The 24,366-nt window shown below is 68.0% G+C and carries 17 protein-coding genes and 1 tRNA gene; 9 read left to right on the top strand and 9 right to left on the bottom strand.

What is annotated here, in order from left to right:
• Positions 1 to 39 precede the first annotated feature (39 nt).
• The 3 genes from LX88_RS38175 to LX88_RS44495 all read right to left on the bottom strand — a co-directional run bounded on the left by LX88_RS38175 (position 40) and on the right by LX88_RS44495 (position 2,150).
• Complete coding sequence (locus LX88_RS38175) at positions 40 to 954, bottom strand: IS3 family transposase (protein WP_258948734.1); 915 nt, start codon at positions 952 to 954, stop codon at positions 40 to 42.
• Positions 954 to 1,277, bottom strand: coding sequence for a transposase (locus tag LX88_RS38170; RefSeq protein ID WP_258948733.1), 324 nt, complete (start codon positions 1,275 to 1,277; stop codon positions 954 to 956). Before LX88_RS38170 ends, LX88_RS38175 begins: the two co-directional genes overlap by 1 nt.
• Positions 1,278 to 1,937: 660 nt before the next feature.
• Positions 1,938 to 2,150, bottom strand: coding sequence for a helix-turn-helix domain-containing protein (locus tag LX88_RS44495; protein WP_258952626.1), 213 nt, complete (start codon positions 2,148 to 2,150; stop codon positions 1,938 to 1,940).
• 661 nt (positions 2,151 to 2,811) lie between these two features.
• Here LX88_RS44495 and LX88_RS38160 point away from each other — a divergent pair.
• Entirely contained in the window at positions 2,812 to 4,089 is a 1,278-nt protein-coding gene (locus tag LX88_RS38160) for a recombinase family protein (RefSeq protein WP_258952623.1), read from the top strand.
• A 240-nt stretch (positions 4,090 to 4,329) separates the two neighbouring features.
• On the opposite strand, the gene LX88_RS38155 is transcribed toward LX88_RS38160, so the two are convergent.
• Positions 4,330 to 4,404: transfer RNA gene (locus tag LX88_RS38155), tRNA-Arg, on the bottom strand.
• A 149-nt stretch (positions 4,405 to 4,553) separates the two neighbouring features.
• Here LX88_RS38155 and LX88_RS38150 point away from each other — a divergent pair.
• Complete coding sequence (locus LX88_RS38150) at positions 4,554 to 5,462, top strand: cation diffusion facilitator family transporter (protein ID WP_258952622.1); 909 nt, start codon at positions 4,554 to 4,556, stop codon at positions 5,460 to 5,462.
• 262 nt (positions 5,463 to 5,724) lie between these two features.
• On the opposite strand, the gene LX88_RS38145 is transcribed toward LX88_RS38150, so the two are convergent.
• Positions 5,725 to 9,954, bottom strand: coding sequence for a GH92 family glycosyl hydrolase (locus LX88_RS38145; protein WP_258952621.1), 4,230 nt, complete (start codon positions 9,952 to 9,954; stop codon positions 5,725 to 5,727).
• Between the two features lie 151 nt (positions 9,955 to 10,105).
• Between LX88_RS38145 and LX88_RS38140 the strand changes: the two genes are divergently transcribed.
• Positions 10,106 to 11,275: an ROK family transcriptional regulator gene (locus tag LX88_RS38140; protein ID WP_258952620.1), complete on the top strand. Its 1,170-nt coding sequence runs from the start codon at positions 10,106 to 10,108 to the stop codon at positions 11,273 to 11,275.
• Between the two features lie 219 nt (positions 11,276 to 11,494).
• Here the strand turns inward: LX88_RS38140 and LX88_RS38135 are convergent, their stop codons facing one another.
• From LX88_RS38135 to LX88_RS38125, 3 genes are all read right to left on the bottom strand, one after another.
• On the bottom strand, positions 11,495 to 13,369 hold the full coding sequence (locus LX88_RS38135; protein WP_258952619.1) for an acyl-CoA dehydrogenase family protein: 1,875 nt from the start codon (positions 13,367 to 13,369) through the stop codon (positions 11,495 to 11,497).
• A 149-nt stretch (positions 13,370 to 13,518) separates the two neighbouring features.
• Positions 13,519 to 14,214: a DUF305 domain-containing protein gene (locus LX88_RS38130; RefSeq protein WP_258952618.1), complete on the bottom strand. Its 696-nt coding sequence runs from the start codon at positions 14,212 to 14,214 to the stop codon at positions 13,519 to 13,521.
• Positions 14,214 to 15,041: a DUF3105 domain-containing protein gene (locus tag LX88_RS38125; RefSeq protein ID WP_258952625.1), complete on the bottom strand. Its 828-nt coding sequence runs from the start codon at positions 15,039 to 15,041 to the stop codon at positions 14,214 to 14,216. Before LX88_RS38125 ends, LX88_RS38130 begins: the two co-directional genes overlap by 1 nt.
• Before the next feature lie 169 nt (positions 15,042 to 15,210).
• On the opposite strand from LX88_RS38125, the gene argS reads away from it, so the two are divergent.
• The 6 genes from argS (at position 15,211) to rho (ending at position 23,861) form a co-directional block, all read left to right on the top strand.
• Positions 15,211 to 16,839, top strand: a complete 1,629-nt coding sequence (gene argS / locus LX88_RS38120; RefSeq protein WP_258952617.1) for an arginine--tRNA ligase — start codon at positions 15,211 to 15,213, stop codon at positions 16,837 to 16,839.
• Positions 16,839 to 18,257: a diaminopimelate decarboxylase gene (gene lysA, locus LX88_RS38115; protein ID WP_258952616.1), complete on the top strand. Its 1,419-nt coding sequence runs from the start codon at positions 16,839 to 16,841 to the stop codon at positions 18,255 to 18,257. The genes argS and lysA overlap by 1 nt, the downstream gene beginning before the upstream one ends.
• Positions 18,254 to 19,555: a homoserine dehydrogenase gene (locus tag LX88_RS38110; RefSeq protein ID WP_258952615.1), complete on the top strand. Its 1,302-nt coding sequence runs from the start codon at positions 18,254 to 18,256 to the stop codon at positions 19,553 to 19,555. The genes lysA and LX88_RS38110 overlap by 4 nt, the downstream gene beginning before the upstream one ends.
• Positions 19,552 to 20,619 carry a threonine synthase gene (thrC, locus tag LX88_RS38105; RefSeq protein ID WP_258952614.1) on the top strand — a complete coding sequence of 356 codons (1,068 nt, stop codon included), beginning with the start codon at positions 19,552 to 19,554 and terminating at the stop codon, positions 20,617 to 20,619. Before LX88_RS38110 ends, thrC begins: the two co-directional genes overlap by 4 nt.
• On the top strand, positions 20,616 to 21,470 hold the full coding sequence (thrB, locus tag LX88_RS38100; protein WP_258952613.1) for a homoserine kinase: 855 nt from the start codon (positions 20,616 to 20,618) through the stop codon (positions 21,468 to 21,470). Before thrC ends, thrB begins: the two co-directional genes overlap by 4 nt.
• Before the next feature lie 318 nt (positions 21,471 to 21,788).
• A complete protein-coding gene (rho, locus tag LX88_RS38095; protein WP_258952612.1) occupies positions 21,789 to 23,861 on the top strand; it encodes a transcription termination factor Rho in 2,073 nt (690 codons plus the stop codon).
• A 90-nt stretch (positions 23,862 to 23,951) separates the two neighbouring features.
• Here rho and LX88_RS38090 read toward each other — a convergent pair whose 3' ends face one another.
• A complete protein-coding gene (locus tag LX88_RS38090; RefSeq protein ID WP_258952611.1) occupies positions 23,952 to 24,338 on the bottom strand; it encodes a hypothetical protein in 387 nt (128 codons plus the stop codon).
• Positions 24,339 to 24,366 lie beyond the last annotated feature (28 nt).

The following is a 24,366-nucleotide window of genomic DNA, read 5'->3' as shown; positions in this document are numbered from 1 at the left end:
TGAGGTTCACCCCGAACGGTGGACAGGGGCTTAAGAGATTCAGGCAGCCGCTCGGAGTGACTTCTCGTAGTCGCTGGGACTGCGCATCCCGAGCTTGGAGTGCCGCCGCGTACTGTTATAGAAACGGATCCACTTGTCAACTGCGGCAACGAGTTCCATCTTCGTGGCGTAGACGTGCCGGTAGTAGTGCTCGTGTTTGAACGTCGACCAGAACGACTCGGCTGGGCTGTTGTCCCAGCAAATCCCGGTGGCGCCCATCGATCGGCGCAGCCCGTGCCGGAAGCAGGCCTGTGCGGTCAGGTGTGCCGTGTATTCGCCGCCGCGGTCGGAATGTAGGACTGTGCCACGACATTCACCGCCGCGGGCGGCCACGGCCGCCTCGATGGCGGTGGTGACCATCTCGGCGCTAATGTGGTCGGCGACGCTGTAGCCGAGCACTGTGCGGGAGTGCCCGTCCCGGATCGCGCACAGGAACATCTCGCCCTCACCGCAAGACAAGTACGTGATGTCGGTGAGCCACACGGCGTCCAGGCGGCCTTGGTCGAACTCGCGGTCGACGAGATCCGGCGGGAACGATGCCGCCAGGTCGGAGACCGTCGTTCTGACCTTGAACGTGCGTGGGCTGATGCCCTCGATCCCGATCTCGGCCATGACCTTGGCAACGGTTTTGGCGCTGATCACCTCGCCCTGATCCCGCAGTTCCGCGGTGATCCGTGGCGATCCGTAGGTGCCGTCAGAGTCCTTGTGCGCCTGGGTGATCTTCACCTCCAGGTCTGCGCGGCGCTGCTGACGAGGTGTCAACACCGTTGCGGCACAACGTTTCACGTAGGCGTAGTAGCCAGAGGCGGACACCGCCAGCAGCCGCGCCATGCGTCGGATCGCGAAGCGTTCGCCCTCAGGCGCGGCCAGGTCGGCGACGCCGGCGATGGTGTCGGGGCCGGCGTACTTGGCCATCAGAGCGAACCGGGCCGGTTCTTCTGCATCGCGGCAAAGTACGCCGAGGCTTTTACCAGGAACGCGTTGTCCTTCTCGAGCTCGGCGACCTGTCGACGCAACCGCTGCAGCTCGGCCAGCTCAGCCGCCTCCAGGGGCGTGTCCCCGTGAGCCTCGGCCGCGGCGATCCGGCGCCGCTCGTCCTTGACCCAGACGCTCAACATTCCCGCGTCGATCCCCAGCTCGCGGGCAACCTCAGAGATCGTCCGACCGGAATCGATCACACGATGCGCAGCCTCGACCTTGTACTCGGCCGTGTACGAACGGCGTTTACGAGGAGGCATGAGGACATCCTTTCAGCAGAACCCTAGGTCCTGCTAACTCGGTGTCCACTGCTCGGGGTGAACCTCAGGTCAGACTCAGAAAGCGTGGCTCTGGCAGCTGCGATCTGGCGTGCAGCACGGACCAGGAAGACACAAGTCCTGACTGTGTCAGGCAGGTCAGACACAAGCCGGACCGCAGTGAAGGCCGACTCGAGCTTCTCCTTGTAGGGTCTCCCAGTTTCGTCGAAGAACGGCATCATCTGATCAGGCAACCGTGGGTGCGGGATCGCGGCGATGTTCGCTGTGGGCTCGAGTGTGAACGCAACGTACTGACGGTAGGCAGACAGAAATTCGTTGTAGGTCGCAAGCCGAATGTCTCGCCATTGACGAGCATGCTCACGATTCCAAGAGCGGTCCTGGTTGCGGAGTGTCAGCCATCCGCCCAGCATGACGCCGACCAAGGCCACCACGGCGGTGATCACGTTGCCGATGACGCTCACAGGCCGCCTCTCGCACTGGTCGTCGCGTGGCGAGTATCCGGTCGACGACGGAACCGCTCATGGTCGTCTTGTTGGGCTGAGCAACGCAACGATCGAGGCCTGTGCGCGCGGCTTGCGCGACGGTGAGTCAGGTAGGGCTGCCCGTAGGTCGTATGCCAGTGGCAGCACGACGACCGGGCAGTTACTCAGGCTTTGACACAGGATTGCTCACGCCGAACAGGTCGTTCGGTGTGCACCTCAAGGCTGTGCACAAGGCTTGAAGCGTTTCCCACTTGACCTGGCTCGGCTGGTGGTTGAGCAGGGCGGACATCGACGCGGACGAGATCTCGAAGTTGGCGTCCTTCTCCAGCAGTCGGCGGAGCTCCGCACCCGTCCAGACCTCCCGTGAGGCCATGACCTGCCGGAGCTGCCAGCGGATCTGCACTCCCTCACGCCCTTCGTCGCATGCCGTCAGCGCCGCGTGAGCGTCGCCGTGTTCAGGCCAGTTTCTCCAATCGCAGGTGCAAGGCCGATGGCGCGGTGAGGTGTGTCGGCCTCCAGTCCGTACTCCCTCTAGGTGAAAGCTTCCGTCATGAGCCATTACCTCGAATCTGAAGGTGCTACCTTCAATACTGAGGGATCGGCGCGCGGGCCTCGCGATGGTTGAGTCGTCGAGCAGGCCGCCGGACGATGCCTCGCCGGTGAGGTTCGAGTTCGAGATCCGGCTGGCGGACGAGCGTGAGGTTCCAACGCTCCGCCGCGAGCAGGTGCGAGTTCTGCGGGAGGTGGCTGCGTGGGTAGCCCAGCAGCAATCCAGGAGTGGGCGGGCCCGCGGCGAGTAGATCGCGAGCATCCGTTGTCGGGCCCTGCGGCCCGAGCTGACAGTGGGCTCATCCGGGTTGCGTTCGCGGCTCGGACGTCCACCTATGACCAGCAGGACCCGACGCTCTCCATCCCGCGACAGCTCAACGGGTGCCACCGTGCGCTGCCGGACAACGCGGTCATCGTTGCGCACTTCTACGACATCGAGTCGGGCCGGAAGGACCTCGCCGCGCGCGGCCAGGGGCGCGCACGAGATGTTCGAGATCCCGGTGCCACGCGACGGCGGCATTCACGACTTGCTTGAGGAAGCTGCTCGGCCGGACCGCCGGTTCGACGTGGTCATCTGCGAGGAGATCGGTCGCGTCGGCCGGCGGGCATACATCTCCAACGAGATCGAGCGTCGTCTTGAGCAGCTCGGCGTGCGCCTGATCGCGGCCGACGAGCCGTTCCAGCTCGGCGACGTCGGTCGCCGGGCCAAGACTGCGACGCAGGTGCTGACGAGACGCGTCAAGCAGGGCGTCACCGAGTGGTACGTGCTGGAGATGCTCGAAAAGAGCTGGGACGGGTTCGAGACCCACACCCAGCAGGGCTACAACGTCGGCAAGCCTTGCTACGGCTTCAGGGCCGACCCTGTGCCGCATCCCGTTCCCGCCAAGCGGGCCAAGGGCATCAAGAAGACCCGGCTGCTGATTCATGCGGTTGAAGGTCCCTGTGTCCAGCGGCAGTACACGTGGCGAACGACCGAGCGTCTCGGCTACCAGGCAATCGCGGATCGTCTGAACGAAGACCTTGTGCTCAATCCGCCACCGACGCCGGTCGAGCCGGACCGTGCTGTCGGTTTGTGGACGTACTCCAGCGTCCGGGAGGTTCTGACCAACCCGAAGTACACGGGGCACATGGTCTGGAACCGCCGCGCGCGAAAGGGAGCGGGCAAGAACAAGGCGAACCCGGTCTCGGAATGGGTCTGGTCGGTCGAGCCCACGCACGAAGCCCTCATCAGCCTGGAAACGTTCGTCCAAGCCCAGCAGGTCTCGGCTCGCCGCGAGCGGTCGCGGACAAATCCTGGCTTGAACAGCGCCCTGGACTCGAAGCGGGTCTACCGACTGCGGAGCTACGTGTCCTGCCTGCACTGCCACAGGCGGCTGTTCGGCAACGCCAACCACGCCGGAACCGTTTACTACGGCTGTCAGCCCAAGAAGGCCTACCGTCCCGACGGTCATCCGCCGATGTTCCGCATGCGCGAAGACGAGCTGCTGGTTGGCGTCAACAAGTTCCTCGTGCACGAAGTCTTCGGTCCCTACCGTCGCAGCCTCTACTCCGCGGGGAAGGCCGACCAGGACCAGGTCGCGGAGAAGGAGCACGAGGACAAAGTCGCGGCGATCGGCCGCGCGCTGCGTGACAACCGAACGAGGTCGACCAACCTGCTTCGCAGCTTGGAGGTCGCCGCCGAGGTGACCGATGAGTTCGTGCGGGACGTGAACAACCGGCGCGTCGAACTTCAGGCCGCGCGGACCAGGTTCGAGAGGCCGTGAACCCGGAGCTGCTCGACTGCCTGCCCATCGCGAGGGTCGACCTCGACCTCTTGCCCGACGAGGTGTCGCGACCGCTGTTCGAGGCGCTCCGGCTAGAGATCCACTACGACTACGAGATGAGGACTGCCGTGTGTCGCATCACGCTGACCGGAGACACGGTCGGAGCAGCAGAAAGGGCCGCGACCGAGGCGGTCGCGGCCCTTCCGAAGCATCGCTCTGCTCGTAGTGAGCAGGTCTGCGTGGTGCCCCCGGCAGGATTCGAACCTGCGCTCCCGCCTCCGGAGGGCGGTGCTCTATCCCCTGAGCTACGGGGGCCGTAGCTATGTGGAAGATCCTAGCGCACTCGCGCGACCGTGTTTCACACCTACCCCCGGTAGTACCCAGAGCGTGGCCTCCGTCACCCAGGGCCCGATGAGGAATACTCCGGATTGCACTCATGCGCATGTCGCTATATGTTCCGAAGCATGGGTCACGGCCATGGACACGGATCGGCTTCGGCGAGCGGGCAGCACGCCGGCAAGCTCTGGATCGCGTTCGGCATCGGTGCGGTCTTCATGGTCGTGGAGTTCGTCGTGGGGTTCGCGACGTCCTCGCTCGCCCTGATCTCCGACGCCGCGCACATGCTCACCGACGTGCTCGGGGTCGGCATGGCCCTGGCCGCGATCATGGTCGCCAGGAGGGCCAAGGCGGGGAAGAACCGCACGTTCGGGTTCTACCGCGCCGAGGTGCTGGCCGCGCTGGCCAACGCCGTGCTGCTCTTCGGGGTGGCCGGGTACGTGATCTACGAGGCGGCCGGCCGGTTCCAGGACCCGCCCAGCGTGGCCGGCTGGCCGGTGCTGATCGCGGCGAGCCTCGGGCTCGCGGCCAACCTCGTCAGCTTCAGCGTCCTCAAGGAGGGCGCGAAGGACAGCATCAACGTCCGGGGCGCGTACCTCGAGGTCCTCGCTGACCTGATCGGGTCGGTGGGGGTGCTCATCTCCGCGCTGATCACGATCACCACGAGCTGGAAGTACGCGGACCCGATCATGGGTGTGCTGATCGGCGTGTGGGTGCTGCCGCGGACGTACAGCCTCGCGAAGAACGCGCTGCACATCCTGTTCCAGCACGCGCCGGAGCGGCTCGACGTGACGGAGATGCAGGCCGCCCTCACGGAGATCCCCGGTGTCGCCGAGGCGCACGACCTGCACGTCTGGACGCTCACCAGCGGTATGGAGGTGGCTTCGGCTCACCTCACGACCGCGGAGGAGGCGGATCACGAGAACGTGCTCAAGGCCGCGCAGTCGTTGCTGGCGAACAAGTACCACATCGAGCACGCGACGCTGCAGGTCGAGGGCGGCTCGTCAGCGCAGCGGTGCCGGGAGCTTTCGTGGTGAACCGGGTAGATCGCGGATCCCGTCCTTGGTGGACTGCGCGCCGGTTCGTGACGGAACGACCGGGAGCCTGGGCTGCGGCACCGCCACCCACACACGGCCTCGTTCGAACGGCACCACAACAGCCTCCCCAGTAACCGTGCGCGAACTGCCAAGATCTCATCGAAGTATGTCTGAAAGGGATAGATCCTTTCAGGTGAACGGGAAAGGCCGCGTTCCGTGACGGAACGCGGCCCTTCTCGTCTACATGAAGGTCAGTTACGCGTTACAGCCCAGCGCACTGTCCTGCCTTCGGACCCTTCACGTCGTTCGCGAAGCCGTTGTTCGACGGCGCCGGGTCGTTGCCCGTGCAGGACAACGGCCCGCCGACCGAGGTGGCCGCCACGACTGACCTGGTCTTGTTCGACGTCAGTGACACAGGGCCACCGACCGTGGAGTTCTCCACCGCGACTTCCGAGGAAGAACCGTGGACCGTCACCGGACCGCCCACGCGAGCGCCGACCAGGACCACTGAGGTCGCGTCCGCCGCCGACAGCGGGCCCTTGATCTCGCCGCCGAAGACGTAGAGCGTGGCGCCCTTCTGAACGGTCACCGGGCCGCTGATCGTGGCACCGTCCACATAGGTCACGCCCTTGACCTGCAGCGGACCGTTGACCGAGCCCGTCACCGTGGTGGTGGCGGCGGGCAGCGGCTTCGACATCAGCTCGAACTCGGCCAGCGTCACGTCGCCGGCGAACTCCAGCCGGTAGAAGTTGTACCGGCCCGGCGAGGCGATCTTGAACGACCGGGTGTACTGCTGCCACTGGAAGTTCTCACCGGAGCGCTTGTCGACCGTCGACCACGTCTTGCCGTCGTAAGAGCCCTTCAGCTCCCACGCCGACGGTGACGTGCCCGTCTTGCCGTTGGTCAGCGTGTAGAACTCCGCCTTCTCCTTCGCGTCCGCGGCCTTGAAGTCGAACGAGCGGACCACCGCGGAGGTCGAGGAGTTGTTGTCGGTCAAAGCACCAACGGCAACGCCCGAAGCCACGTCGCGCAGCGGCGTCGGAACCGCGTCACCCTTGGTGATCGAGTCCGGCACGTCGTTCACGCCCGTGCCCCACGCAGAAGGCTTGGGACCCATGTCGAAGTCGATCGTGGCGCCGGCCGAGAGCAGGTCGTGCGGCAGCGACGTCTTGTTCCACGCCTTGCCGTTGACCTTCACGCCCTGCACGTAGACGTTCTTCGCGTTGTTCTTCGGCGCGTTGATGACGAGCTTCTTGCCGTTCTCCAGCTTCACGGTCGCCTTGGTGAACAGCGGCGAACCGATCGCGTAGGCCGGCTTGCCCATCTGCAGCGGGTAGAAGCCCAGCGACGAGAAGAGGTACCAGGCCGACATCTCGCCGTTGTCCTCGTCACCCGCGTAGCCCTGGCCCTGCTCGGAGCCCACGTACAGGCGCGACAGGATCTCGCGCACCTTCTCCTGGGTGCCGGAGGGCTTGCCCGCGTAGTTGTACATGTAGGCGATGTGGTGCGACGGCTGGTTGGAGTGGCCGTACTGGCCCATCCGCACGTCCCGCGCCTCGATCATCTCGTGGATCACGCCGCCGTAGCCGCCGGGGAACTTCGCGGTCTCGGGCAGGGTGAAGAACGAGTCGAGCTTCTGCGCCAGCTTGTCCCGCCCGCCGTACAGGTTCGCGAGACCCTGCCCGTCGTGCGGCACCGTGAACGCCATGTTCCAGCCGTTCGTCTCGGTGTAGTCGTAGCGCCAGTCCTGCGGGTTGTACTTCGCCGGGTCCTCGACGCGCCACGAGCCGTCGACGTTGCGGTTCTGGAAGAAGTCGATCCGTTTGTCGAACGTCAGCACGTAGTTCTGGGCGCGGTTGAGGAAGTACTCGTGCTCCTCCGCGTACCGCTTCTCGCCCGTCTTCTCGTGCAGCGCCTTCGCCATCGACGCGATGCCGAAGTCGTTGACGTAGCCCTCGATCGCCCACGACCACGCCTCGTCCAGCTGGTCGTTGCCGGTGTAGCCGAGGAAGATCGAGCGGTCCATGCCCTTGCGGCCGACGTTGTTGCTCGGCGGCACGACGGACGCGTTCTTCACCGCGGCGTCGTAGGCCGCCTTGATGTCGAAGTTCGACACGCCCTTCAGGTACGCGTCGGCGAACGCCACGTCGGAGCTCGTGCCGGTCATCAGGTCCGCGTAGCCGGGGGAGGACCAGCGCGAGACCCAGCCGCCGTCCTTGTACTGCTGGACGAAGCCCTCGGCCATCTCGCCGGCCTTGGACGGCGTGAAGAGGCTGTAGGCGGGCCAGGTCGTGCGGTAGGTGTCCCAGAACCCGTTGTTGACGTAGACCTTGCCGTCCACGATCTTCGCGCCGGTCTTCGTCGGCGTGCTCTCACCGACCGGCGGCGACACCGGGGACGCGTACTGGACCTTGTCGCCGACCTTCTCGAAGCCCGAGTTCGGGTAGAGGTAGAGCCGGTACATGTTGGAGTACAGCGTGATCAGCTGCTCTTCGGACGCGCCCTCGACCGAGATGATGCCGAGGATCTTGTCCCACGCGGCCTGGGCGCGGTCGCGCACGGCGTCGAACGTGTCGGACGCCGAGACCTCCTGCTCCAGGTTCGACTTCGCCTGGTCGACGGAGATCAGCGAGGTGGCGATCCGCAGCTCGACGGTCTTGTCGCCGAACGAGAAGTAGCCGCCCACGTTGTCACGGCCCGCGCCGGTGAGCCGGCCGCTCGCCGTGACCGTCTTGTCGACCTTGCCGTAGACGAACAGGCGGGTCGCGCCGGTGGAGAGGCCGCTCTTGACGTCCGAGTAGCCCGTGACGACGCCGTTCGCCGCGTCCAGCGTGAGACCACCGAGGTTGCTGACGTTGTCGAACACCAGGTTCTTCTCGCCCGTGTCGGCGAACGTGAACCGGAAGACCGCCGCGTGGTCGGTCGGCGCGATCTCGGTCTTCATGCCGTTCTCGAAGGTCACGCCGTAGTAGTGCGCCTTCGCGACCTCGTTGTCGTGCCTGAACGGCAGCGCCCGCAGCGCGCGGTCCTGCGTCGGGGCCTTGTCCGACGGCATGACCTGGAACGTCTGCCGGTCACCCATCCACGGGCTGGGCTCGTGGGACGTGGTGAACGCCTGCAACGTCGGCAGGTTCTGCGCGTTGTTGCGCTGCTGGTACTCGTACAACCAGGAGATCGAACCCGCGTTGGTCATCGGCGACCAGAAGTTGAAGCCGTGCGGCACCGCGGTCGCCGGGAAGTTGTTGCCCCGCGAGAACGAGCCGTTCGAGTTCGTGCCACGCGTGGTCAGCACGTAGTCGGAAGGCTTCGCGTACTGCTTGGTGACGACGTCACCGATGCGGATGTCGTCGAACCAGGCGCCGAACTCCGTCGGGCCCTTGGGGCCGTCGTAGGCGACCAGGATCCGCTTGATCGTCTTGCCGGCCGCGACGGCGCCGATCGTGGACGCCACCTTGTTCCACTGGTTGGCGTACAGGAACTTGCCCGCGCCCTGGCCCTGCGGCGACAGCCCGGCGCCGTGCTGGTCGACGGCCTTGAGGTCGCTCAGGTACGTGCCGTCGGAGAACGCGAGGTCGACCGACGAGTACGTGCTCGGGTAGTTCAGGTTGTCGGTGACGAAGTCCGGGAAGATCATGTACGACAGCTCGGTCTTGGCGTTGACCGGGACGTCGACGTCGAAGACCTTGTTGTAGCTGTACGCACGGCCCTCGGTCGTGTGCTTGCCCTGGGCGCGGAACGCCTTCACACCCGTCCAGCCGACCCGCGACTTGGCCGTGTAGCCGCCAGTGGGGCCGTTGCCGACGAGGCTGCGCATGTTCGGCGCCGGGGGCGTCGTGGTGCCGTCGGACAGCTCGACCTCGGCGAGCTGCACGATGTTCGCGCCGTGGTTCGCCGTGATGTCGAGCTTGTAGTGCTGGTACGACGCCGGGGAGGCGATGTCGTAGACCTTGGTCTGGAACCGGTCGGTGAAGTTCTCGCCGGTGCGGGTGTCGAGGACGGTCCAGTTCGTGCCGTCGTTCGAACCCTGCAGCGTCCAGTCCTTCGGGTCGCGCTCCGGTGCGTCGTTCGCCGAGGCGAGCGAGTACTTCTTGATCGTCTGGGGGTTCGTCTTGAAGTCGAACGTCACCCAGCCGGTCGTGGCGAAGACCAGCCACTTGGTGCTGGTGGTGCCGTCGATGAGCTGGGCCTTGCCCTCGCCCGAGCCGTCGTTCTCGCCGTTGGCCGCCAAGGTCGCCTTGTCTGCGACGTTGCCGGGCAGCCCCGTGCCGCTCGAGCCGATCACGCCCGCCGACTTCGGCTGCCCCGCCGCGTCGGTCTCGACCGTGCTGACCCACGACGGTTGCGGTTGACCGTCCTCAAAGGACGAGGAAAAACCCACGCCTGGCTCCTCTGGTGCGGCGGCCGCGTGGCCGTTGGTGACGCCACACACCAGTGTCGCAGTGATCGCAACGCTCAACAGAGTTCTGGTTCTTCTCTTCCCCAGTTGCCTCATTGCAACCCTTCCGCCGCCTAGCCTGCCCCTTTTGGTGGGGACCTTTTCTGCACGTGACATCGTTGTCAAGGGAGCGGACGGGAATTGTCGCGCAACCTGTCTTCTCCGCGGTCGTGAGCGACGGGAGTCGATCAAGATCTAGAATCGCCAGGTGAGCGACCGCAAGCCGCCAGAGGTGGGTACACCGGCGGGCATGCGCGTGCTCAACCAACGCGCTGTGCTCGACCGGCTGCGCCGTTCGGGTGCGGCCACGCGTCCCCAGATCGCCAAGGACACCGGACTGTCCAAGCCGACGGTCGGACAGGCGCTGGCCGACCTCGAACGCCACGGCCTGGTGCGTCCCACCGGTCGCACGACGTCGGGTCCCGGCCGGTCAGCCGTCGTCTACGAGTCGAATCCCACCGCCGGGTACGTGCTGGGCGCCGACATCGGCCGCGAGCGCATCCGGGTGGCGCTGGCCGATCTGGGCGGGTCCGTCGTGGCCCGCGTGGACGAACGGAACCGCAGCCGCTCGGCCGCCGCGGTGGTGCGCACGGTGACCGGCCTTGCCGAGCGGACGGTGGCCGACGCTGGGATCGCTCTCACGGACGTCCTGGTGAAGGTGATCGGCAGCCCGGGCGTGATCGACCAGCGGTCACGGGTGGTGCGGCACGCGCCGCAGCTGCCCGGCTGGGAGTCGAAGGGTGTCCTGGCCGGGCTGGAGGCGTCGCTCGGGCCCGGGGTGGTCGTGGAGAACGACGCGAACCTGGCGGCCCTGGGCGAGCACGTCTACGGGGCGGCGCAGGACGCGCGCGTGTTCGTGTGCGCGACGGTGGGCACCGGCGTCGGCATGGGGATCGTCGTGGACGGCACGCTGTTCCGCGGTGCGCACGGGGCGGCCGGCGAGGTCGGCTTCCTGCCGTACGGGAAGTCCTCTTCGGACGTCCGTCGTGGACAGTTCGAGGACGCGGCGTCGGCGGGATCCTTGGTGGCACTGGCGCGAGAGCGCGGGCTGACGGCGCGCACCGCGCGTGAAGTGTTCGGACTCGCGCGAAAAGGCGACGTTCAGGCTCTGGCGATCGTGCGATTGGAAGCGGAACGGCTCGCGTTCCTCGTCGCCGCCGTCACCGCGGTGATCGACCCGGAGTTGGTCGTCCTGGGCGGCGGCGTCGGGTCGAACGTCGACCTGCTGCTGGAGCCGCTGGAAGCCGCGTTGCGCACGATGACACCGCTGGCGCCGCGGATCGTGGCGGGCTCGCTCGGCGACGGAGCGGTGCTCTCCGGGGCCATCGCGATGGGCCTAGAAGCCGCTCGTGAATGGGTATTCGCAGTGACTCTCTGAGAGTAGTTGAGTACCCCTCACCTGGTAGTTCACTCAATTGTCGTAACTGTTAACGGTGTTTTGTGGCTTAGCGTTACCGGAACCTCCTCCTGGAGGGTTGTGTCCTTCCGTTGCAAGGGGAGCCGGTAGGGGGATGCGGGGGACGTAGCCCCCTACCGGCCGTGCACTGGGCAGGTGCCGCGCCCGCACCACCATCAGCCTGCCCAGTGCAGCAACGGGCTATCGAGGTGTCGGCCGGTGGACGTTGTCCGCCGTCGACTCGTGGTGCGTGGAGTCCGCGATCCAGCCGCCTGGGATCGACGAGTCGACCACGCCCTCCTCGAGCCAGGCGTAGTTGCCGTCGAGGACCTGTTTGGCGAGCACCTGGTCGCTGTCGTCGGTGTTCTTCCAGAGCTTCTCGAACAGCTCGTCGACCCGGATCCGCGCCTGCTTGGCGAACGCGTCCGCGAGCGCCTGGGCGTTGGGGTTCTCGTCCTGCGCGGCCCGCACGCACGTGGCGCTGATCGCGAACAGCTCGGCGCCGATGTCCACGATCCGGCTCAGGAACCGCTGCTTGCGCTCCATCTTCCCCTGCCACCGCGACATGGCGTAGAACGTCTGCCGCGCCAGCTTGCGCGCTGACCGTTCGACGAACCGCAGGTGCTTGGCGAGCGGCCCGAACTCCGTGTAGCCGGCCGGGGTCTGACCCTTGCCGACGACGAGCGTGGGCAGCCATTTGGCGTAGAAGCCGCCTGCTTTGGCCGCTGCCTTCACCTTCGCGTTGCGGTCGGCGTCCGGGTCGATGATGTCGCCGGCGACGCTGAGGTGCGCGTCCACCGCCTCGCGGGCGATCAGCAGGTGCATGATCTCCGTCGAGCCCTCGAAGATCCGGTTGATGCGGAGGTCCCGCAGGACCTGCTCGGCCGCGACGCCGCGTTCTCCGCGCGCCGCCTGGCTTTCCGCCGTCTCGTAGCCCCGGCCGCCGCGGATCTGGACCAGTTCGTCGGCCACCAGCCAGGCCTTCTCGGACGCGTAGAGCTTGGCGAGCGCCGCTTCGATGCGGATGTCGTGCTTGCCGGCGTCCGCGAGCTCGGAACTGAGGTCCAGCACGGCTTCCAGCGCGTAGGCGGTCGCGGCGATGTAGGCGATCTTGCCGGCGACGGCTTCGTGCTTGCCGACCGGCAGACCCCACTGGATGCGTTCCGACGACCACTCGCGCGCGATCTTGAGACACCACTTCGCACTGCCCGCGCAGAGGGCGGGCAGGCTGAGACGGCCCGTGTTCAGGGTGGCCAGCGCGATCTTGAGCCCGGCGCCTTCCCTGCCGATGACGTTCTTCTTGGGCACGCGGACCTGGTGGAACCGCGTAACGCCGTTCTCCAGACCGCGCAGGCCCATGAACGCGTTGCGGTTCTCGACGGTGATGCCCTCGGCGTCCGCCTCCACGACGAACGCCGTGATGCCCTTGTCCGGTACCTGGGCCATGACGACGAGGAGGTCGGCCACGACACCGTTGGTGGTCCAGAGCTTCACGCCGTTGAGCACGTAGTCGTCACCGTCGGGCGTGGCGATGGTCCCGAGCCTCGCCGGGTCGCTGCCGACGTCCGGTTCGGTGAGCAGGAACGCGGTGATCTCGCCCTTGGCGCACCGGGGCAGGAACTCCTGCTTCTGCTCGGGGCTGCCGAACATCGCGACGGGCTGCGGGACGCCGATGGACTGGTGGGCGGAGAGCATGGCCCCGAGCGCGGGGTTGGCGCTGCCCACCAGCATGAGGGCCTTGTTGTAGTAGACCTGGGTGAGGCCGATGCCGCCGTACTCGGGCTTGATCTTCATGCCGAACGCGCCGAGGTCCTTGAGGCCCTTCAGCACGTCGTCGGGGATCTGCGCGTCGCGTTCGATGACGGCGTTGTCGATGTGAGACTCGGTGAACTTGCGGAGCTTCTCCAGGAACGCCTCGCCGCGTTCGCGGTCCTCGGCGGTACCACTCGGATGCGGGTGGATGAGGTCGATGCGGAAGTGACCGAGGAAGAGCTCCTTGCCGAAACTCGGTCGCTGCCAGCGGGTTTCCCGTGCTTGTTCGGCGACCTGCCTGGCCGCGCGCTCGTCGACGGTCATGGGTTACCTCCCAGTAGGTGTGACCCACGTTACTCGGAGGTAGGCGGTTGTCCATGGGGCCAGGGCACCGGCGCGGGAGTGAAAGTGATGAGGGGAGCTTTCATAAACCTGAGGTTTATGAAAGCTCCCCTCATCAAGGAAGCACTGGGCTACGGCAGCGGGGCGGCTCCGCGCTTCGCCAGGTAGTCCTTCATCAGCTCGGTCTCGGAGGACTGAGACTTCAGCATGTTGTCGGCCAGCGTGCGGACGAACGTCTGACCGCCGGCGGACGAGGCGTACTCGGCCATCGGGGCTCCGCCCATGTGGTGGCGGAGCATCAGCTGCAGCCAGTACACGTCGAACGCGTCCCCGGCGGGCATCGTCCGCAGCTTGGTCAGCTCGTCCGTCGTGGCCATGCCGGGCATGATCGGCTTGCCGGCCTCGGGCGTGGTGGCGCCGTGGCCGTGAACTCCCGCCGCGTCCATCCACTTCATGTAGACCCCGGAGAGGTTCTGCTCGTGCTCGTTCCACATCATCAGCCAGCCCTTCATCCGCCCCACCTGCTCGAGCTGGGTGGAGGAGATGTCGAACGCGAGCTGGCGGATCTCCGGGCTGGTCGAGCGGTCCCTGGCGGTGTTCGCCATCTGGATGCCCTGCAGGTGGTGCATGGCCATGTCCTGGCAGAAGCCGACGTCCACGGAGCCGGAGGCCGGGGCCGCGGCGGTCGAGCTGGAGCCGGGGAGCTTCACGAGCAGGCCCACGGCCGCGCCCAGCAGGAGCACGGCGAGGACCGCTGCGCCGATGACGAGGGTCCGGACCACCCCTGAGGGGCGGCCGGACACCTCGCCGGTTTCGGGCAGGGTCATCAGCTCGACGGCGGCGTCGAGGCGGAGCCCGACGCGGGCGGCGTGCTGGGGGTCTGGGGCTGGCCCTCGGTGACGGAGTCGTCCTTGCCGCCGTCCATCGGCACGGCGTCGGCGCCCGGCTTCTCGGCCACGAACGGGGCCGGGTTCGACAGGAACGCCGTGTTCTCGCAAGACGCGCCGACCTCGGGGTACGTGTTCGGGTTGCGCAGCAGCGACGAGATGAACTGGTCGACGCGCTCGTCGTCGGCCTTCTCGAGCTTCAGCTGGTGGCCCCAGGACTGCAGCGAGACCGGCTTGTCGAGGCCGGGGAACGGCGACAGCATCATGTACGGGATGCCCTCGACCTTGGCCTTCAGCTTGGTGAGCGCGTCGTCCTTGACCTGGTCGGGGTTGTACGCGATCCACACGGCGCCGTGCTCCAGGCCGTGGACCATGTTCTCCGTGCGCACGGCCTTGTCGTAGACGACGCCGGTGCAGTCGGCCCACTGGGCGTCGTGCGGGCCGCCGAAGGCCGGGGTCTGGTCGTACGCGACGCGCTGGGTCGGCTCGACGTGGCGGGAGCCCTTGTACTCCTTGGTCACGATGCCCGCGAGCGCGGTCGACGGGTCCTTGTTCGTGTCCGAGGGCTTCCACTTGGCCAGGGCGGCCTCTTTGACGTTGTTCTCGTGGATCTGCATGTACGCATATCCGAAAACACCGCCCGCGAGGGCCAGCACAGCGATCACCGCGAGGATCGTGCCCCACGGCTTCGGCTTGCTCGCCACCACCGAGGAACGGGCTGCGGCCACGCTGTTGCGTGTGGCCTTCGTCTTCTTGCCGCTGGTCATGTCCGCCTCAGATGTCGTCCTGGTCAACCGGCGCCAGTGTAGGGACATCGTGTCTGGTCACTGTCAGCGCAGTGCGATACCACGTGCGCGTTAACACTTGCCGTCTCACCCTCCGAGACCCGGTAACCCGGTCGAGACCTGCGACAACGCTTCTCTAGACTCTCGGGGCGTGACTCCTGAAGTGCTCGCCGATCTGGTCCGGACCACGGTTGCCCGGTTGCTGGCCGACCGACGTCTGGACGCTTCTGCTCTGCCCGAGCAGGTGACGGTCGAGCGACCCAGGAACCCCGAACACGGCGACTACGCCACGAACGTGGCGCTCCAGCTCGCCAAGAAAGCGGGCGTCGCGCCGCGCGAGTTCGCGACGTGGCTGGCCGAGGCCCTGCTGGCCCAGGACGCCATCGCGAAGGCCGACGTGGCCGGTCCGGGCTTCCTGAACCTCACCATCGCCACCGAGGCCCAGGGAGCGATCGTTCGTGCGGCGCTGCAGCCCGGCTACGGCACCGGCGCCGAGCTCGGCGGCGAGCGGATCAACCTGGAGTTCGTCTCCGCGAACCCCACCGGCCCCATCCACCTCGGTGGCGCGCGCTGGGCGGCCGTCGGCGACGCGCTGGGCAAGGTCCTGCAGGCCCGCGGCGCCGAGGTCACGCGCGAGTACTACTTCAACGACGCCGGCGCGCAGATCGACAGGTTCGTCCGGTCGCTGATCGCCGCCGCGAAGGGCGAGCCCGCCCCCGAGGACGGCTACGCGGGCACGTACGTCAGCGACATCGCCGCCGAGGTGCTGCGCCGCGAGCCGGGGGCGCTGAGCGACCCGGAGACGGTGCGCAGGATCGGTGTCGGGCTCATGTTCGAGGAGATCAAGAGCAGCCTGCACGACTTCGGCACCGACTTCGACGTCTACTTCCACGAGGACTCGCTGCACCAGAGCGGCCGTGTGGAGGAGGCGATCGCCAAGCTGAAGGCGAACGGCTCGCTGTACGAGAAGGACGGCGCCTGGTGGCTGCGGTCCACGGACTTCGGTGACGACAAGGACCGCGTGGTCATCAAGAGCGACGGGAACCCGGCGTACATCGCGGGCGACATCGCGTACCTCGTCGACAAGCGCGGCCGCGGCTTCGACCTCTGCATCTACATGCTCGGTGCGGACCACCACGGCTACATCGCGCGCCTCAAGGCCGCCGCGTCCGCACTGGGCGACGACCCCGCGAGCGTCGAGGTGCTCATCGGCCAGCTCGTGAACCTCGTCAGCGACGGCCAGCCCGTCCGGATGAGCAAGCGCGCGGGCACCGTCATCACGATGGAGGACCTGGTCGACGCGGTCGGTGTCGACGCCGCCCGCTACGCCATGATCCGCTCGAGCGTCGACTCCGGCCTCGACATCGACCTCGACCTGCTGCGCAAACACAGCAACGAGAACCCGGTCTACTACGTGCAGTACGCCCACGCGCGCACGTCGTCGATCCTGCGCAACGCCGCTGATCTCGGCATCACCCCAGATGAGGACTTCGCGCTGCTCACCCACGAGCGCGAGGGCGACCTCATCCGCACCATCGGCGAGTTCCCGCGAGTGGTGGCCACCGCCGCCGAGCTGCGTGAACCGCACCGCGTCGCCCGCTACCTCGAAGAGCTCGCGGGCACGTACCACCGCTTCCAGCAGGACTGCCGCGTCCTTCCGCGCGGCGATGAGGAGACGACTCCGTTGCACCAGGTCAGGCTTCAGCTCGTCAACGCGACCAGGCGCGTGTTCGCCGCGGGCCTCGGCCTGCTCGGCGTGACCGCCCCGGAGCGCATGTGATGCGCGCGCATCCGGCCGGACCCCGGCACGCCGACGTCATGGCATCCGGCACCACCGCCGGCGACCGCCCTTCCACCGCCGAACAGCTCGACTTCCTGCACCCGAACGTGTGGCCGCGCAACGCGCGGCGCAACGACGCGGGCGTCGTGGAGCTCGCGGGCGTGGACGTGCGCGGGCTCGCCGAGCAGTACGGCACGCCGTTGTTCGTCATGGACGAGCAGGACTTCCGCGCGCGCTGCCGTGAGCACGCCGAGGCGTTCGGCGACCCGACGCTCGTGCACTACGCCTCCAAGGCGTTCCTGAGCGTGCAGGTCGCGAAGTGGGTGGCCGAGGAAGGCCTCTCCATCGACGTCTGCAGCGGCGGCGAGCTCGCCATCGCGTTGCGCGCCGAGTTCCCGGCCGAGCGCATCGCGTTGCACGGCAACAACAAGAGCGTTCCCGAACTGATCGCGGCCGTCGAGGCGGGCGTCGGCGGGGTCGTGCTCGACTCGTACCACGAGATCGCGCGCCTCGACCAGATCGCGCGCGACCGCGGTGTGGTGCAGAAGGTGCTGATCCGCGTGACGGTCGGCGTCGAGGCCCACACGCACGAGTTCATCGCGACCGCGCACGAGGACCAGAAGTTCGGCTTCTCGCTGTCCTCCGGCGACGCGGCCGAGGCGGTGCGCCGCGTGCTGAAGGCCAGTGGGCTCGAGCTCGTCGGCCTGCACAGCCACATCGGCTCGCAGATCTTCGACGCCTCCGGCTTCGAGGTCGCCGCGCGCCGCGTGATCGGCCTGCTCGCGGAGATCCGCGCCGAGCACGGCGAGGTCCCGTCGCTGAACGTCGTCGACCTCGGCGGCGGTCTCGGCATCGCCTACACGCCGGACGACGACCCGCCCCCGCCCGCCGAGCTCGCGCGGCAGCTGCACAACATCGTGCAGAAGGAGTGCGAGCACAACGGCTTGAGCATGCCTCGCATCGCGGTCGAGCCCGGCCGCGCGATCGTAGGCCCCGGCACGGTCACCGTGTACGAGGTCGGCACGATCAAGGACATCGAGCTCGACGGTGGCGCGCGGCGCCGGTACGTCAGCGTCGACGGCGGCATGAGCGACAACATCCGCACTGCTCTCTACGACGCGGTCTACGACTGCAAGCTCGTGTCGCGCGCCGCCGAGCCCGAGTCGAGGGCCGTGTTGTGCCGTGTCGTGGGCAAGCACTGCGAGTCCGGCGACATCGTGGTGCGCGACTGCTGGCTGCCCGACGACCTGGCGCCGGGCGACCTGGTTGCGATCGCTGCCACAGGGGCCTACTGCTACTCGATGGCGAGCGGGTACAACCGACTTCCACGGCCCGCGCTAGCCGCGGTGGCCGATGGAGAGGCGCGGCTCCTGCTGCGTCGTGAGACCGAGGACGATCTGTTCCGTCTGGAGGTATGAAAGCCGTGAAACCGATTCGGGTCGCCTTGCTGGGATGTGGCACGGTGGGCACGGAGGTAGTCCGGCTGCTGACGGACCAGGCCGAGGACCTCACCCAGCGCATCGGTGCGCCGGTTGAGCTCGCGGGCATCGCCGTGCGCAGGCCGAACAAACACCGTGAAGTGCCGGAGCACCTCCTGACCACGGACGCCGAGGCGCTCGTGAAGCGCGCCGACGTGGACGTCATCGTCGAGGTCATCGGCGGTATCGACCCCACGCGCGGGCTGTTGCTCGAAGCGCTGCGGGCGGGCAAGTCCGTCGTGACGGCGAACAAGGCGCTGCTCGCCGAGCACGGCCCCGACCTGTTCGAGGCGGCCGACGCGTCCGGTGCCGACCTCTACTTCGAGGCCGCCGTCGCCGGCGCGATCCCGTTGCTGCGCCCGTTGCGGGAATCCCTTGCGGGAGACCGGATCACGCGCGTCATGGGCATCGTGAACGGCACGACGAACTTCATCCTGTCCGCGATGGACGCCACGGGCGCCGGGTACAGCGAGACGCTCGAAGAGGCCTCGCGCCTCGGTTACGCCGAGGCCGACCCGACCGCGGACGTCGACGGGTTCGACGCCGCGTCGAAGGCCGCGATCCTTGCGTCCCTTGCGTTCCACACGCGCGTGACGGCGTCGGACGTGTACCGCGAGGGTATCCGCGCGGTGTCCGCGGCGGACATCGCGGCGGCCAAGGGCCTCGGCCGCACGGTGAAGCTGCTCGCGATCTGCGAGCGCGTCACCAGTCCGTCCGGTCAGGAATCAGTCGCCGTTCGAGTGCACCCGGCGATGATCCCCAGGACGCATCCGCTGGCGAGCGTCAACGGCGCGTTCAACGCGGTGTTCGTCGAGGCCGACGCGGCGGGGGAGATGATGTTCTACGGGCAGGGCGCCGGTGGCGCCCCCACGGCGAGCGCGGTCGTCGGCGACCTGGTCGCCGTGGCGCGCAACATGGTCGCGAGCGGGCACGGTCCGCGCGAGTCGGCCTACGCCGCGCTCACCCCGCAGCCCATGGGGAACACGCCGACCCGCTACCACATCAGCCTCGACGTGGCGGACAAGCCCGGTGTCCTCTCGCAGGTCGCCGCGGTGTTCGCCGAGCACGACGTGAGCATCGCCGCGGTGCGCCAGGAAGGCCGCGTCGAGGACGCCAGCCTGGTGATCGTCACGCACGCGGCGACCGACGCCGCGCTGCGGTCCACTGTGGACAAAATCGGTGGCCTCCCCGTGGTGCGGGACGTCGTCAGCGTGATGCGGGTGGAGGGCGAAGAGTGAGTGCTTCGAGAGCTGGCTGGCCCGGTCTCATCAACGCCTACCGGGACCGCATCGAGATCCCGCGCCTGAGTGATGGTTCCGATGCCGAGGTCGTGACGCTGCACGAGGGCGGCACGCCGCTGGTGCACGCGAAGCGCCTCTCCGCCGCCACCGGGTCCGACGTCTGGGTCAAGGTCGAGGGCGCGAACCCGACCGGCTCGTTCAAGGACCGCGGCATGACCGTGGCCATGACGTACGCGCTCGCCTCCGGCCTGAAGGCGGTCATCTGCGCCTCCACCGGCAACACGTCGGCGTCCGCCGCGGCCTACGCGGCCAAGGCGGGCCTGACGGCGGCCGTGCTGGTGCCCAGCGGCAAGATCGCGATGGGCAAGCTGGCGCAGGCCGTCATGCACGGCGCGAAGATCCTGCAGATCGACGGCAACTTCGACGACTGCCTGGAGCTGGCGTCGAAGACAGCGGCCGAGTACCCGGTCACCCTGGTGAACTCGGTCAACCCGGTGCGCCTCGTCGGTCAGCAGACCGCCGCGTGGGAGGTCTGCGACGTGCTCGGCCAGGCGCCGGACGTGCACTGCCTGCCGGTCGGCAACGCGGGCAACATCACCGCGTACTGGAAGGGCTACACGTCGTACGACAAGGGCCTGCCGCGCATGTTCGGCTTCCAGGCCGCGGGCGCCGCTCCACTGGTCAGCGGCCAGCCGGTGCCGAACCCGGAGACCATCGCGACCGCGATCCGGATCGGTTCGCCGGCGTCGTGGACGGGCGCGGTCAACGCCCGTGACGAGTCCGGCGGCCTCATCGACGCCGTCACCGACGAGCAGATCCTCAGCGCGTACCGGCTGCTGGCCTCGTCCGAGGGCATCTTCGTCGAGCCCGCGTCGGCCGCGTCCATCGCCGGTCTGCTGAGGACCGCCGAGGACGGCAGGCTGCCGAAGGGCTCCACCGTTGTGTGCACCGTCACGGGTCACGGTCTGAAAGACCCCGACACGGCTCTGCTCGGCACCACCGAGGTCGAGCCGGTCCCGGTCGACCCCGGTGCCGTCGCGCACGCGCTGGAGCTGGCGTGAAGTTCCTCGTCTCCGTTCCCGCGTCGACCGCGAACCTCGGCTCGGGGTTCGACGCGCTGGGCATGGCGCTCGGCATGTACGACGACGTGGAGGTGGCCGGCGGCGAAGGCGTCGACGGCCTCTCGGTCACCGTGGACGGTGCCGGATCAGGCGATGTCCCGCTCGACGAGACCCATCTCGTCGTGCGGGCCGTTCGCGCCACCGGCTACACCGGCGGCCTGGCTCTGAGGTGCCGCAACACCATTCCGCACGCACGGGGGCTGGGCTCGTCGGCCGCCGCGATCGTGGCGGGTGTCGTAGCCGGGTTCACCCTGCAGGGTCGCGAGTTGGACACGACGGCGTTGCAAATCGCCGCCGAGTTCGAGGGGCACGCGGACAACGCGGCGGCCTCCCTGTTCGGCGGCGTCGTCGTTGCCTGGTCCGAGGGAGAGCGGTACCGCGCTGTCCGGATGGATGCGGACGCACGCGTGCGTCCGGTCGTGCTGATCCCCTCGCAGGAGTCGTCCACCAAGACCACGCGCGGCCTCCTCCCGGCCGAAGTGCCGCACGCCGACGCCGCGCACGCCGCGGGGCGGGCCGCCCTCGCGGTGCACGCGCTGACGTCCGATCCGACGGTCCTCCTTGCGGCTACTGAGGATCGACTCCACCAGAACTACCGCGAGCCCGCATGGCCGGACACCGTTCGGGTGATCAACGATCTTCGCAAGCTGGGAGTTCCCGCCTGCGTGAGCGGAGCGGGACCCACCGTGATCGCCTTCGGTGATCTTCCGGCCGAGGTCGACACGCACGGCTTCGACGTGCGCAGACTCGACGTCGACGCCGCCGGCGTGCGCGTTCGTCCATTGGACTGACACACCCGACCCCGGTTGTTGCATGCCGGAGGACCTGCGTCTACCCTCGGGGGCGATCAGTCACTGCGCGCACGGGCGCCGGTGTCGCGCTCGGACATTCGTTCCGGGTCGCAATCCTTTTGTGTTCCGGCTCTGTGCCGTGCGGGCGGGGCGGACGCGAAAAGGCACCCGATCGCCGTGTGATCTGAGAAAGTCCCGTGCTCGAGGGAAGCCGTCGTGCTTCCGTCTTCATCGGACTTGACCGCCGTTCCCCGCTGAAGTGGGAAGGCGGGTCCGCTGGGCCACGTAGGAGGCGGGGCCTGGTCAGGAAGGACTTGTGTGACCAACACCGATTTGCTGAGCAGCGAAGTCGCAGCTGCCGCTGGTTCTGGAGCCGAGGAGAACGCTCTGTCCACCCCATCGAACGGCACGACGCCGCGCCGCCGCGCGGGTCTGTCCGGCATGGTGCTCGCTGAGTTGCGCGAGCTCGCCGGCCAAATGGGCATCACCGGAACCGCAGGCCTGCGCAAGGGCGACCTGATCGCGGCCATCAAGGAGAAGCAGGGCTCCGGAGCCCCGGCGAAAGCCGAGAAGCCCGCGAAGACCGAGAAGGTCGCCGCGAAGGCCGAGGCGCCCGCCGAAAAGCCCGCCGCGAAGGTGACCGAAAAGGTCGTCGAGAAGCCTGTTCAGCAGCAGCTCGAGGTAGCGGAGAAGCCCGCTGCCGCCGAGTCCGGCGCGTCTGACGACTCCCGCTCGTCCGAGGACGGGGGGCGCCGTGGAAACCGTCGCCGCCGTTCCGGCCGTGGCGGCGGCAACGCCGAGGGCGAGAGCCAGCCGCAGCAGGAGCAGCGTTCCGAGCGTGCTGAGCGGGCCGACCGTCCCGAGCGCACCGAGCGCACCGAGCGTCCCGAGCGGACCGACCGTGCCGAGCGCACCGACCGGCCGGAGCGTGCTGAGCGCTCCGAGCGCGGCGAGCGCCAGGACCGGGGAGAACGTCAGGACCGGGGCGAACGCAACGAGCGTTCCGACCGCGGTGACCGTTCCGACCGCGGTGACCGCAACGAGCGCGGCGGCCGTGACCGCAACCGCGACCGCGGCGAGCGTTCCGACCGCGGTGACCGCGGAGGCGACCGCCAGGGTGGCGGCCAGCCCGACGGTGACGACGACGGTGGCCGCCGTGGCCGCTTCCGCGACCGCCGCCGTCGTGGTGGCCGTGGCGACGAGCAGGGTGGCGGCGGTCGTGTCGACCGCGAGACCGAGGTTCGCGACGACGACGTCCTGCTCCCGGTCGCGGGCATCCTGGACGTGCTGGAGAACTACGCGTTCGTCCGCACCTCCGGCTACCTCGCCGGCTCGAACGACGTCTACGTCTCGCTCTCGCTCGTCCGCAAGTACGGCCTGCGCCGTGGCGACGCCCTCACCGGCGCCGTCCGCCAGCCGCGCGACGGGGAGCAGCAGCGCCAGAAGTTCAACCCGCTGGTCCGCGTCGACAAGATCAACGGCCTGGACCCGGACGAGGCGCGCAACCGCCCGGACTTCACCAAGCTGACGCCGCTCTACCCGAACGAGCGTCTGCGCCTGGAGACCGAGCCGCACATCCTCACCACCCGTGTCATCGACCTGGTGATGCCGATCGGCAAGGGCCAGCGCGCCCTGGTCGTGTCGCCTCCGAAGGCCGGCAAGACCTCGGTGCTGCAGTCGATCGCCAACGCGATCACGACGAACAACCCCGAGTGCCACCTGATGGTGGTGCTGGTGGACGAGCGTCCGGAAGAGGTCACCGACATGCAGCGCTCGGTGAAGGGTGAGGTCATCGCCTCCACCTTCGACCGGCCGCCGTCGGACCACACGACCATCTCCGAGCTCGCGATCGAGCGGGCGAAGCGCCTGGTCGAGATGGGCCACGACGTCGTCGTGCTGCTCGACTCGATCACGCGTCTGGGTCGTGCGTACAACCTGGCGGCACCGGCCTCCGGCCGCATCCTGTCCGGTGGTGTCGACTCGACCGCGCTCTACCCGCCGAAGCGCTTCCTCGGTGCGGCGCGCAACATCGAGGGCGGCGGCTCGCTGACCGTCATCGCCACCGCGCTGGTCGAGACCGGCTCCGCCGGCGACTCGGTGATCTTCGAGGAGTTCAAGGGCACGGGTAACGCCGAGCTCAAGCTCGACCGGAAGATCGCGGACAAGCGGACGTTCCCAGCTGTGGACGTCGACTCGTCGGGCACCCGCAAGGAAGAGCTGCTGCTCTCGCCGGACGAGATGGCCGTCACGCACAAGCTGCGCCGGGTGCTGCACGCGCTCGACGGTCAGCAGGCGATCGACCTGCTGCTGGACCGGCTGCGGAAGTCGCGCACCAACATCGAGTTCCTGATGCAGGTCGCGAAGACGACGCCCGGCGCCGAGCAGGACTGACGCCGTGTGAGTTTCACGTGAAAAAGCCCCCGCTGCAGGTCAGCGGGGGCTTTTTCATCGCTCTTCACTCGAATGCCGGTCCTGGGCACCTCAACGGCAGCCGGCGGCCTGACGGTTCTCGTCGTTCTGCACGAGCAGCTGGAACACCAGCGCCAGCAGCACCGGCACCCCCACCACCGTCGCGGCCAGCGCGGGTACCTCCACCGCGCCCACCAGGACTCCCAGCGCCAGCACCGCGGCCAGGTACGGCCACCGCAGCCAGGCCCGTTGCCACCCCCGCCTCCACCGCACCCCGCCGGAGACGGCGGCGGCCACGGCCACCCCGGCTCCCGACACGACCGGTGACAGCGGCACCGTGGTCCAGGAAGCAGTGAGCAGCCCTGCCGACCCCATCAGGCCGAACACGGCGGCGGAGAAGAGGAACGGCAGTGCCAGCCACACGGGCTGGTTCATCGGCCGCTCAGCGGTGCAGAACACGGCACACAGTCTGATGGACGCCGTCCAA

This window comes from Lentzea californiensis, assembly GCF_024648825.1.
GTDB classification, from domain to species: Bacteria; Actinomycetota; Actinomycetes; order Mycobacteriales; family Pseudonocardiaceae; genus Lentzea; species Lentzea californiensis.
The sequence above is the reverse complement of the archived record's forward strand: the minus strand, read 5'-3'. Positions and strand labels throughout refer to the sequence as shown.

What these genes read in the sequence shown, in the direction of transcription:
- LX88_RS38175 (WP_258948734.1), bottom strand. Translation starts at nt 954, where the DNA reads ATGGCCAAGTACGCCGGCCCCGACACCATCGCCGGCGTCGCCGACCTG.
- LX88_RS38170 (WP_258948733.1), bottom strand. Translation starts at nt 1,277, where the DNA reads ATGCCTCCTCGTAAACGCCGTTCGTACACGGCCGAGTACAAGGTCGAG.
- LX88_RS44495 (WP_258952626.1), bottom strand. Translation starts at nt 2,150, where the DNA reads ATGGCCTCACGGGAGGTCTGGACGGGTGCGGAGCTCCGCCGACTGCTG.
- LX88_RS38160 (WP_258952623.1), top strand. Translation starts at nt 2,812, where the DNA reads ATGTTCGAGATCCCGGTGCCACGCGACGGCGGCATTCACGACTTGCTT.
- LX88_RS38150 (WP_258952622.1), top strand. Translation starts at nt 4,554, where the DNA reads ATGGGTCACGGCCATGGACACGGATCGGCTTCGGCGAGCGGGCAGCAC.
- LX88_RS38145 (WP_258952621.1), bottom strand. Translation starts at nt 9,954, where the DNA reads ATGAGGCAACTGGGGAAGAGAAGAACCAGAACTCTGTTGAGCGTTGCG.
- LX88_RS38135 (WP_258952619.1), bottom strand. Translation starts at nt 13,369, where the DNA reads ATGACCGTCGACGAGCGCGCGGCCAGGCAGGTCGCCGAACAAGCACGG.
- LX88_RS38130 (WP_258952618.1), bottom strand. Translation starts at nt 14,214, where the DNA reads ATGACCCTGCCCGAAACCGGCGAGGTGTCCGGCCGCCCCTCAGGGGTG.
- LX88_RS38125 (WP_258952625.1), bottom strand. Translation starts at nt 15,041, where the DNA reads ATGACCAGCGGCAAGAAGACGAAGGCCACACGCAACAGCGTGGCCGCA.
- lysA (WP_258952616.1), top strand. Translation starts at nt 16,839, where the DNA reads ATGCGCGCGCATCCGGCCGGACCCCGGCACGCCGACGTCATGGCATCC.
- LX88_RS38110 (WP_258952615.1), top strand. Translation starts at nt 18,254, where the DNA reads ATGAAAGCCGTGAAACCGATTCGGGTCGCCTTGCTGGGATGTGGCACG.